Genomic DNA, 11,491 nt, shown 5'->3' with positions numbered 1-11,491 from the left:
CCGCCCAATGCATTTTCATATCGACACATTTTAAATGCATTACCGACATCGTTGTGCAATGATCCCCTTTATAGCCAATGGCGCGTCGAGTTCCCCATACCAAGCATTTTCATGTCTCCAAGCTCCTCAGTGATCACATCCAGTCAATGAGTGCAGGGGAGCTCCTCCCGACCATGGAAGAGCTGAAGGCGGCATATGAATGCTCCCAGATCACGATCACTCATGCACTGGAGAGGCTGAGACTGCAGGGCCTCATCGAGAAGCCGCACGGTAAAAAGCGGCTCGTGGTGGCACAAACCAGCGCACGCTCCAGATTTCGCGTGGCTCTTATTAGACCCCTCTGGTACTCGCCGGACTTCGAACAAATCACCAACCGGCTCTACGAAATGGGCCATCGTGAGCAGTTTGGCTTCGGAGTCCACATCTATAGCGACATCCACGACCTCGATATCGAGCAGATCCTGAAACAGTACGACGCAGGGCTGCTTATTGGCACACAGGGCATCACATCTGACCAGATTCACGCAGTAAACAGCGCACGAAAGCCTGTCGTGTTTCTTCGGGAAAGGCCCAAGTCCGCGAAAGCCAGTGCCGTATGGGTCGACGACAGCGAAGTCGGCCGCCTGGCTACCCGGCACCTGCTGGACCTGGGCCATACGCACATCGCCGCAATGTTGAGCGAACCCTATAACCCGTCGGCTACGGCCCGCCTGCAAGGCTGGCGGAGTGAAATGCTGAAAGCGGGCATTTCGGATCTCCGAGACCTGGTGATTGACTGTTCCGTCCAGCATGGTCCTGACTCGATCTCCAGTGCCTATGAGCGCCTCAGCCAGCGCCTGGATGCCATGCCTGTGCTCCCTTTCACCGCGGTATTCTGCTTGAGCTGGACGGGCGCACTAGGAGCTCTAAGGGCTTTCCGCGAGAGAAACATCCGCGTACCAGGGGATGTGAGTCTCGTCACGTACTCGAGCGAGTCGCCATTATGCGACTTTACAGACCCTCCGCTCACAACCGTACAAATCGATCTGAATCAGTTCACTCGTGAGGTCATTCACCTTGTGGAGCAAAACCTCGCCAGCTCATCTTCAAAATCCACCCACCGACATATCACCCTCCGGCCGCATCTGGTCAGTCGCAGCAGCGCTCAGTCCGTTCACCCCGGCGACAGGAAGCAAAAACGGGCTTCCCGGGGACACTGAAACGTCACTTCACGACGCGGTTCCGGGTCTCGATCAGGTTGGTATTGTTGTCACTTTTCAACAGAAACTGATCCGCTCCAGGTCCAAACTGCAGGTTGTCCGAGACAACCACATTGCGACTACCCTTGATCTGGATCGAACTTCCGCGAGGGGATTGCTCTTTGCGGTAAAAGGCATTACGGATCATCGCTCCACCAGATACCTGGTCGAGTAGCAGACGCCCCCCCACAAAGCTGTTTGCGGAGTAGGTAATCTGATTAAAAACCGTTACTGTGGCATTCCCTCCCCAGTTTGCCGTATCCGCATTGGTGCTATCAAAAAGGTTTCTATGGGTCACCACATTGCGCGAAACTCCCGCCACCTCAAAGTAGGCATTGCTGATCCCGAGGTGATAAAGACTGTCATGGACACGGTTCCCGACCACCGTCCCGTAGTCCGTATAGAGCATGATCCGCCCGTAGTAGTCGTGGAAGTAGTTCCCTCTCAATATCCAATTTTTTGTATGATGACTGCGATTCATCAGAACGCTGCCTGGGACGATCGTCGCCGGCAGAGCGACGCTGAGTGTCAGTTTGGTCCCGTCCGCCCGCACTACCGTTGCCTTATATCCCGCAGATTCATATTCGGGTGTTAAAAGCTCGACCGGATCACCCTTGGTAAAACCTTTCGCGCCGACATCGAGTGTATAATTGTCCAGCCTCTTCAGCTTTCCCCACATGCTGTCCTTTATGCTGATCGGATCGTCATCCGTAAGGGTGACCTCGTTATTCTCGAATACGATATCTCCCTGAGTCAGGTGAAAGTGATACCCGTCCGCGCCAGCGGACAACGGGCGATCCTCCGCGGTCATGCCCGGCGGAATACCGATCACGCAATGTGCGACACGTACCCGGCGAATATCCGAGGAAAGAAACACCATTCCAAGTGTGGCGTAATAGTTCACCCGCTCAAAGACCACGTCTTCGCTGAAGTCCAGGCTCACCGCGTTCGATGAAAAATCACCATTGTTGATCATGTAGAAGTTATCGCCTTCCACGTACTGTTTCAGCTCATCCCAAAATTTGTCCTCCGGCTTCTTTTTCGCCTTGAATACAATTACTCCCGGGCGGCCAGAACCATCCGGAACAGGCTTTTCTGCGTAAATGTCACTCCGAAAGGCCGGACCTTTTTCGCTATGGCGCAAGGTGACCGGATCATGCGGTCTCCACCGCCAATAAGACGCCCGGCTGGGAATGATAGGATCAGGGGATCCATCACGTCCATTGACCAATTGCGCGGTCACCACACCGGTTTCCCGGTTCAAATCGAGAATTTTTGCATACAGTCCCGGCCTCGCATACGTCGGATCGATGTCGAACGAAAGGTCGCGCACGGCGATGCGCGCGGACTTCAGGATATAGAGGTATCGGGCCATCGCCTGGGAAAAGACGAGCGTCGCGCCTCCTCCGTTCAACTCCAGATCCTGCTTGCCCTCAATAAGGATCGCCGCCCACTTGTTTCCCGCTATCAGTGATTTCACAGAGAACCGTGTACCCGGCTTTCCCGTGGTCGCATCGACAAGCCTGAGGCGGGTTCCAGGCTGCGCTGCCGTGACGGCACTCCGGATGGCCGGTCCATTATCCGCCGCGGGATCAGGATCAAGCGGGACATCAATGGTCTTCAGGATTTTTGGTTCCACCACGGTGACCCTGCTCGATCCTGGAAATGCGACAGAGACATTCCATTTATTGGGAGAAGCAAGTGCAGAGTACCGATCCCAGATACTGAGCGGGAAGAGCACCTTGTCATACAGCGCAAAACCGGACATAGCCCCCTGCACGCCCTCTCCTCCCAAGCGGATTCCAGAGAACTTCAGCGGGCCGGAATGGCGGGCAGCTATCCGCCCATCGCCCGCGAGTTGACCGTCAACATACACCCTCACCGTGTTGGCAAAGGGAAATAGCGGCACTGCGTCGTATACCACTGCCACATGATGCCATTTCCCGGCAGCAATCCGCTCCCCTACAGGAAATGAAACCACTCCAGCGCCAACGATCGAAAAAGACAACGCAGCTCCCTCATAAGCCAGCGCAAATCCACCCGCCTCCTCCCGGCTCGCTACCAGCACCTGGCGCCCCTCCAGAGAATCGAGACGCACCCACAAATCCGCGGAGAGCTCGTTCGTGCCCTCCCGACTCTCCACCGCAACATCCCTGGCTTCTCCCTGCAACGGCAAAGCGCGAGGCAGGTTGTCGGCAGGCCCCGATATGGCATCTCCTCCCGGAGTTGAGAGAAAAACCAGCGGCTTGGCCGCAATGATCATCGCGTCATAGCTCCAAGGATAGGGTTTGCTTATGCCTCCGGCCGTAACCGAAACCTCCACTGTCACGCTGCCCGCCTGCCGATAGACATGCGAAACATATCCCTGGGAATCCGTGACAATATTCGTCCCGTCGCCCCAGTTGATCTGATATGTCCCCTTTGGCAGCCTCAACTGAAATGGCATTCCAGCCGTCACCAGATCAGGAGCAACAAAGCCCTCCCCTGCCTGTACAGGTCGACCCAGGAGGAATGCCACAAGACAGGCTGGATACAGAAGGATTCGGAAAACAGATCGGCACATATCGCGGTGGGAGGGATGCCAGGTTGAGTGGAGCGATCTTTACCCGGGAAGGCATCATTCATACCCAGGAGATCAGATGCTATCTCACATATTTCATCTCGATACGTCACGAACAAAAGTATCTCAGGACTTTTTCACATCTAACCTCAAATTACGCATTTTATAGCGATATATTTTTCTTGAAATACGCTACAAATCGTTCTACCTTCTGGCAGAAATCCAGTCATAATGATCCCCCAAAGCATGCACCCCCGCCGCATTGACCGGTTCGTCCGCGGGTTTTCACTCGTGGAAGTGACCCTGAGTGTTTCGATCATGACGTTCGCTGCGCTCTCGCTTGCCGGCCTGTTGCCCTCGAACATCGCCAAGCTCAGCAATAATATTGAAAAGAATCGAGCCCAGGGCATTTCCCAAACCGTGTTGCTCGAGGCCGACCGCATGCCCTTTGTTGACCTGCTGCAAACAGGCACTTTCGTCCGCTACTTTGATGCCCAAGGCGAACTCCAGACGGCGGCCAACAATTCCGTGGTCTACGCTGCCCGAGTAAGGGTGAATCGCGATCAGGGAGGAAATCAAAAGCAGATCCGCATTCCCGGCGGCGCAACACCTCCCACCTCCCTGGCCACGGTGAGTGTTGACATATTCCGAGCGCCAGGCGGCCTCTACAAGGCCGATGTCGCCGCCCTCGCTACCTATTCCGGATTCGTAACCTGCAAGGACCTGAGCGTCCTGCAACAGTAGCGGACGCCCAGAGACCGCCGGGCCAGCGAGTCGTTTCTTATCTCCACCGCGTGTTTCTCCTGCCCGTAACGGCCAAACCCGTCCCGATGAAATACCGCCGCAGCATTCCCCACCTCGACAGGCGGGCCATGACTTTGCTGGAGATACTGGTGGCCCTGACAGTTTTTATCATTCTCCTTCTGGTCTCCTTTCGTTTGATCGAGCAGGCAAGCAGTGCATGGCGTTTTGCCTCCTCGAAGGTCGAGCAGTTCAGGGAAACCCGAGGCGGCTTGAGCCTCATCGGAGCGAATCTATCCAAGGCCACGCTCGATGAATATCTCGGCTACGAATTTGATAGCTCGGGGTATCCGGTAAAATGGGGACGTCGATCGGAACTGCGCTTCATTTCCGGCCGCTCGAGTTCTCTCCAGGGGTCCTCAAGCAGTTCTCCGACCCATGCTCTCTTTTTCACCGCCCCGTTGGGTGTCACCAATGATAGCAACTATCAGAACCTCTCGGGACTGCTGAATATTTGCGGATACTTCATCGAGTGGAGCAACAAAGACGCCGATCGCCCGGCTATCCTTCCCCCATCACAAGAGTACCGTTTTCGCCTCATGCAATTTCTCCAGCCCGCGGAGGAGGTCACTCTCTATTCGGATACCGTCACGACATCACCTCAGTTTGCCTTCAAGCCAGCCACCGGATGGCAGAAGACCGCCATGCAGGGTTCCCCTCTCGCAACCCGCGCAATCGCAGACAACGTGATCGCCATGATCGTGGAACCGCTAAATTCCACCGCGCCAGACGCAACCGAGCTGACGGGCGACTTTGCCTACGACTCCTCCGAGTCTCGTACCGACCCTGCGACCAATCCCAGAAATCGCCTTCCCCCCGCCATCCGGATCACGCTGTACACCATAGACGAACCCTCCGCAAAGCGATTGGAACAGTCCAGCAGTATGCCGGATCTGTACGGTTCGCTCTTCAGAGATACATCCAAGCTTCATCCATCCGGAGGCGATGCCGGAGACTTTGCCCGATTTGAAGAAAACCTGAATTCGCGCCACCTGAGATACAACCGCAAGGAAATCGTGGTCGAGCTTGTGCCCAAGCCGTGGAGCAAAACGGAAAATCTTTAAGCGTCGTGAACCAACCTTCCCGCACCCGGGGCTTTGCCCTCGTCATCACCCTGCTGCTCATCGTGCTGGTGGCGATCTTCATCACGGCGACATTGAGCACCGTGGGCACCGATACCCAGGCCACCGACGCCAACGCCTCGGCAGACAATGCCATGCGACTGGCGAACGTCGCAGTGCAAACCGTGATTTCCCAACTGCAGGAAGCCACCACACAAGGCCCCTCCACCGCCTGGGCCTCCCAGCCGGGAATGATCAGGTGCTATGATAATCAGGGCCAGGAGACGACCTGGTTCAAGCTCTACTCCGCCCAGAAGATGATCCAATCCTCACCGGGGTCCGCTGGACTCAGCCAGTTGACGGCAGACCTCCCTACCGGCACATGGGAAGGGGGCGGAGTTTTTACCGATCTCAACAGCCCGGTGCTCTCCGCTGATGGCAATACCAAGCTCTACCCGATCATGGACCCGATCGGCGCAAAGTTCAGCAATAACTCCAGCAAGGCAATTCCCGGCTTCGACATCGATCAATCGGCGCGCCCCTCGGGATCCAACACCGCGCCCATGCCGGTAAGATGGCTTTATGTGCTGCGAGATGGCACACTGGTGCCCGGGGAGGGAGGCGGCTCCAGCGGAAGCATCAAAGTCGATGGAGCGAGCAAGAGCAATCCGATCGTGGGCCGGATCGCCTTCTGGGCAGATGACGAAACTTGCAAGCTGAACATCAACACTGCTGCCGATGGCACCTATTTCGACAGCCCGAGATTCGACAGCGCATTACCGGTCAAGAGTCCCACTGCGGCACAGGCTATCGGGGACCGCCAGTTTGCCGTAACCCCGCCCGCGGCACGGGAATTTCAACGTTATATCGGGCATCCAGCGCAGACACGCCTTAGCACCGTGATCCCCGACCTGGCGCCTGCCAGCCCATTTGTGAGATCCCGCGCGATAACAGGCGTCACTCCGTTCCTCCAATGGGGCGGATCGCAGGGTGGCACCGTCACCTTCTGGGACCTTGCGGGCAAGCTGGAGGACCCAGCCACAATGGCCTCACCTGCACGAGCCACACCATATACCACTCTGGATGAATGGATATTCAGCCAGAATGCCTCTGGTGGCAAACGGAGTCTCAATACCTATGTCGAACAGGGAGGCGCGCAGAAGCAACTCGTCACCCGCAGCGACCTGAACCGTCTCCAGTTTGTCCTCACCGCCTCAAGCGAGGCCCCGGAGATCAATCTCTTCGGAAAGCCTCGCATCGCGATGTGGCCCATCCACAACGACTTCCTCAGCAATGCCACGAGCGCCTATGCGACCCGTTTCGATCGCATGATCGCCAGCGCTGCCACACTGAATGCCGCCTCCTCCAAGCCCGCCTCCTATTTTTTCACCCGCGCCGACTCGACCAGCCCGACATCCGACTACGAGAATATTTCCCGGAACAAGGAACTCTTCGGTTATCTACGCCGACTTTCCGGAACAGAGATACCGGGATTTGGAAACAACTTTGTCGCAAAATACACGCGGCCCGGCATGGATCAGATCCTCACCGAAATCTTCGACTATATTCGGTCGACCAACGTAACCGATGCGATGCTGTTTGGGACGACACCCGCCACGGATCACACCTACACAAAATTCCGTCAGGAAACCGCTCCCCTGAGCAGCTTTAGCTCGCCAGTGAGGAGTTATGATATGGGGCGCGGTCAGGTGACTCCCATCTACATCTCGGAGTTCGGCACGAAAGGGTTCGGTCGATTCCACTCGATCAGCGAAGTCGCTATCAATATCGGCGTATCCAAAGACACCACCGTGGTGGACAACCCCACCATCGTTCCCGCGATCTATATCAACCTGTTCTCGCCCTCGATGGGGCCGCCGATTCTCTACCCCAACATGCGCGTCCAGATCGACACAGCGGACCTGTTGGGGCTCAAGCTTTCCGTAAATGGCACGGAAAAGCCGTTGTTCAGCGCACCCGCGGCGGGCTCGGTATTCAGCTCCGTTCCAAAAGCGGTGCGATGGCACAATGGATCATGGTTCCCATTTTTCTGGGGAGGAGCAGCCGGTCCACGGCCCATGTTTGTGGAAAAGGCCAGCGGCGATACCAGCACCTACGCTTTCCGGGGCAATGATATCCTGGTCAACAAGGACGACAAACTCAGCTTCACCGGCGGCACGTTGCACCTGAAAATCTTCTGGGCAGATCAGGTGGGAGAAGGGAAAGCGGGCAATCCCGGCTATCTGGTGCAGGAAATGACCGTTACCTTGCCGCCATTCTCCAACCTCAGCGTCCCGGTCAAGAACAAGTCGAGATTCGACTATCGGCTCTTTGACGCATTCTTCGGATCAGGCAATAACGCAGATTATCCGATCGTTGACACAACGGACATCACGCGCTCCGCAGTGGCCACGTTCAACGGCGATCTGCGCCTCGTTTCAGCCCTGCGGACTGTACCAGACTCCACCTTCGTTCATCCCTCCGGGCTCGATGAAACCAAGCAGTCCCTGCACTCGATGCGCGAAGCGTTTCCCAACACCGGATTCAAGGTTTCCACGGGATTCAACAGTCCCGGCCAGTTGGTCAAGGGCGTCACCTATGGTGACTTCCTGCCCATCACCGGTCTGGTCTCCGACCCCAATGGCCCGGACTCCACGGGAGACTGGGACAATGGCCTCGGCATCATCCCCGACGGCCCTTATATCAACAAGCCGGATGAGGTGGGCATGCAGTATTTCCTGGATACCTGGACGGGCAACAAGGACACCTATACCTACTATATGCAGGGAGACTCCGGTCTTCTCACCGATGCAAGGGGATACTCGAGCCCCAACCGCAATCTCGCCTCCCCCGTCATGTTTGGCTCACTCTCAACAGGCGTCCCGGTCGGTGGCATGACAGCTGTGCCGTGGCGAACCCTGCTCTTCCGTCCGCAGAGAAACCACTTTGGCCAGACCACCGACCCAAAGGATTATCTCATGCTCGACTGGTTCTGGATGCCGGTGGTCGAACCGTATGCGATCAGCACGACCTTTGCCACGGAAGGAAAGGTCAATATGAACTACCAACTGGCGCCTTTCACCTATGTAACGAGAGCCACTGCTCTCATTGGGACCCTGGGGTCAGAGTATGTGATCGCCGTGCCCACGACCGACGCAGGAAAGTATAAATCCCGCACAACCTCCGGAAATCCGTCACTGAACTATCGCAATCCCGTGAAGGTTCTGGAGTCCGATGGTGTCACCGCTGGCGAATCGACGGGCTCTCTACGTCAGTTCAAAGCCCTGTTTGACAAGGGCGAGATATTTCGCTCGGCCGCACAAATCTGCGGAATCTACCTGGTGCCGAGCAATCAATCGTGGACCTCGGACTCCGACGCCGAGACCTTCTGGGGCAATAATAAGCTCACTGGAGACAATACACGTGAACGCCCCTATAACGGCCTGTACTCGCGCCTCACGACCAAGTCGAATACATTCACCGTCCATGTCCGCGTGCAGGTCCTGAAACCCGACCCGAATGGCGCGGACGGTGTGTGGACGGAAAACGCGAAGCGCATCGCCTCGGAATATCGCGGTTCCTATACGATTAATCGCTATCTCGACAGAGAACAGGATTTGCCGGATTTCGCAAACGCGGCGAACTTCGATAAATCCATCGAGGGCTATTATCGCTATCGTGTCACCGAAACCAGGAGGTTCCAGCCGTGATGCCTGCTTCGGCACCATCCAGTAAACGCAAAGCGTTTTCACTGATCGAACTGCTGATCGTCATCGCGATCGCGTCGCTGGTAGGCGTGCTGGTCGTCACAGGCGTAGGCAATAGCCAGTCGGCCCAGTTGACCGCATCGGCCAATCAACTCCTGGACACACTCTCCCTCGCGCGCGAGGTTGCAATTGCAAAGAATCAACCGGTCGAGGTGTGGTTTCTCAAGCCCAAGAATGAACCCTTTATCTCCTCGTACCAGATGCGGCTCGTAGACCCCGATGGCACAACCGGTGCAAAAGGCGGTCTGATCCGGTTGGCGACAGGCATCGGGATCGACACAGGCTCACAGCTTTCTTCTTTTGTCTCCTCCGCCAATACCAAGCAATGGGGTGGCGGGTCAGCGCCTGTCATTGGGTCTCTCGGCACAAATTACGACTGCTGGTATTTGCGCTTTCAACCGAATGGAGTGCCGACCCTGTCGTCCAGCAGCCAGCACTACTTGACCATTCATCGCACAGGGGAGGGAAACGGTCTCGCGAGCCTGCCGGCAAACTATGCCGTTATCGGTATCTCCCCGGCGACCGGAAAGGCCCGGGTTTATCGCCCGTAACTCCTGATCATCGCTGAACCGGGCGACACCGCTCGGAAAACACCTCCTGCAATTCCTGATAGACTGCCCGGCGGGCCACATCCGGCACGCAGCGGGTGGATTCATCAATGTGAACACACCGCGCAGTCAGTGAAGTGAGAGCCTCCCCCCAGTCGGTACCACCCGCCAATGTCGCTCCAGCCTGGATGGCAGCTCCCATGGCAGCGCCTTCGCTAGTTGTCAGGCACACCGTTTCCCCATCAAAGACATCGGCACAAATCTGTCGCCACGCCGCGCTCTTGCTCGCCCCGCCGGTCAGTCGAGTCTCTGCGGCCCGAAGCCCGAACGACCTGAGTCGGTTCAGCCCATAGCCCAAGCCCAGAGTGACTCCCTCGACGGCAGCGCGTGCCAGATGAGCGGGCGAGAAATTCTGGAGAGTCATTCCACTAAGCGCTCCGGTGGCCTGCGGTAAATCCGGCGTGCGCTCACCTGTCAGATAAGGCAGGAAAAACAACCCGTCCGCCCCCGCAGGCACCTTGCTGATCTCGGCTTCAAACCTGACGTGATCCCAGCCAAAGAGATTCCTCACATGCTCGGTGACCAGCGTGACATTGACCGTGCAAACCAGGGGCAACCAGGCATCGGTACTGTCACAAAACCCCGCGATCTCTCCCGTAGGGTCAATGATGGGTCCGGAGGAATAGGCAAAAAGTGTGCCGGACGTACCCAGACTTGCCGAAACCACGCCGGGCCGGATGTTTCCCGTTCCGATCGCCGCCATCATATTGTCTCCGCCACCAGCGCTTACCATCACACCATGCGCGAGTCCCCATCGGGCCCGCAGTTCCTCACGCAACTCACCCACAGGTTCGCGAGACGATGCAAGCGGAGGCAGCTTTTCCCACAACTCGGCGCCAATAGCCCGGATCGCATCCTCCGACCACACCCGATTCCTGACATCCAGCAACGCCATACCTGATGCATCGCCGAATTCCATCCGCGCCTTTCCAGTGAGGAAGAAATTCAGATAGTCATGCGGCAAGAGCACGGTGGCCGTTCGATTCCAGTTCTCCGGTTCCTGCTGTTTCAGCCAGAGGATCTTCGGCGCGGTGTAGCCAGTCCGCATACTGTTGCCGACAGTTTCAACTGTCCTGGCGGGTCCTCCCAGGGCAGCCGTCAGTTGTTCGCATTGGACAACCGTGGAGTTATCACACCAGAGTTTCGCCGGTCGCACCGGAGTCCCGGCCCGATCCAGCGCGACCAGCCCGTGCTGCTGTCCGCTCACTCCGATGGCTGCGACCTCGCGACGGCGGTCGCCCAGCTTTTTCATCACCTCATCGGCCGATTCCTCCAAGGCCTGCACCCATTGGCGGGGATCTTGCTCCGCAGCCTCAGCGGCCAGACCGCTTACGAAGGCATGCGACCTCTGGCCCACCGCCAATACCGCCCCGGTTTCACCATCGACAGCAATCGTTTTGGTGCTCTGGGTGCCGCAATCAATGCCAAGGAGGATCATGAAGCAAACCGTAGCGGT

General features: G+C 57.0%; 7 protein-coding genes. 5 read left to right on the top strand and 2 right to left on the bottom strand.

Going from position 1 to position 11,491, the window contains the following annotated elements; all coding sequences use genetic code 11:
* Window positions 1–77: 77 nt before the first annotated feature.
* A complete protein-coding gene (locus TSACC_RS08000; protein WP_075078823.1) occupies window positions 78–1,199 on the top strand; it encodes a substrate-binding domain-containing protein in 1,122 nt (373 codons plus the stop codon).
* Between the two features lie 4 nt (window positions 1,200–1,203).
* On the opposite strand, the gene TSACC_RS07995 is transcribed toward TSACC_RS08000, so the two are convergent.
* On the bottom strand, window positions 1,204–3,756 hold the full coding sequence (locus tag TSACC_RS07995) for a LamG domain-containing protein (protein ID WP_169809577.1): 2,553 nt from the start codon (window positions 3,754–3,756) through the stop codon (window positions 1,204–1,206).
* Between the two features lie 273 nt (window positions 3,757–4,029).
* Between TSACC_RS07995 and TSACC_RS07990 the strand changes: the two genes are divergently transcribed.
* The 4 genes from TSACC_RS07990 to vccD are packed head-to-tail and all read left to right on the top strand — an operon-like array spanning window position 4,030 to window position 9,978.
* Window positions 4,030–4,542: a hypothetical protein gene (locus TSACC_RS07990; protein ID WP_075078821.1), complete on the top strand. Its 513-nt coding sequence runs from the start codon at window positions 4,030–4,032 to the stop codon at window positions 4,540–4,542.
* A gap of 50 nt (window positions 4,543–4,592) precedes the next feature.
* A complete protein-coding gene (locus tag TSACC_RS07985) occupies window positions 4,593–5,663 on the top strand; it encodes a hypothetical protein (protein ID WP_153811335.1) in 1,071 nt (356 codons plus the stop codon).
* A 5-nt stretch (window positions 5,664–5,668) separates the two neighbouring features.
* Window positions 5,669–9,370 (top strand): Verru_Chthon cassette protein A, encoded by a 3,702-nt coding sequence (gene vccA / locus TSACC_RS07980; RefSeq protein WP_075078819.1) that lies wholly within the window; start codon window positions 5,669–5,671, stop codon window positions 9,368–9,370.
* Window positions 9,370–9,978, top strand: coding sequence for a Verru_Chthon cassette protein D (vccD, locus tag TSACC_RS07975; protein ID WP_075078818.1), 609 nt, complete (start codon window positions 9,370–9,372; stop codon window positions 9,976–9,978). Before vccA ends, vccD begins: the two co-directional genes overlap by 1 nt.
* Window positions 9,979–9,985: 7 nt before the next feature.
* Here vccD and xylB read toward each other — a convergent pair whose 3' ends face one another.
* The gene (gene xylB, locus TSACC_RS07970) at window positions 9,986–11,473 is read right to left on the bottom strand and encodes a xylulokinase (RefSeq protein ID WP_075078817.1); all 1,488 of its coding nucleotides are present in this window, start codon (window positions 11,471–11,473) and stop codon (window positions 9,986–9,988) included.
* Window positions 11,474–11,491 lie beyond the last annotated feature (18 nt).

The organism is Terrimicrobium sacchariphilum (assembly GCF_001613545.1).
GTDB classification, from domain to species: Bacteria; Verrucomicrobiota; Verrucomicrobiia; order Chthoniobacterales; family Terrimicrobiaceae; genus Terrimicrobium; species Terrimicrobium sacchariphilum.
Note: the sequence above shows the minus strand (reverse complement) of the source record. Positions and strands in the feature narration are given on the sequence as shown.

What these genes read in the sequence shown, in the direction of transcription:
- TSACC_RS08000 (WP_075078823.1), top strand. Translation starts at nt 78, where the DNA reads ATGGCGCGTCGAGTTCCCCATACCAAGCATTTTCATGTCTCCAAGCTC.
- TSACC_RS07990 (WP_075078821.1), top strand. Translation starts at nt 4,030, where the DNA reads ATGATCCCCCAAAGCATGCACCCCCGCCGCATTGACCGGTTCGTCCGC.
- vccD (WP_075078818.1), top strand. Translation starts at nt 9,370, where the DNA reads ATGCCTGCTTCGGCACCATCCAGTAAACGCAAAGCGTTTTCACTGATC.
- xylB (WP_075078817.1), bottom strand. Translation starts at nt 11,473, where the DNA reads ATGATCCTCCTTGGCATTGATTGCGGCACCCAGAGCACCAAAACGATT.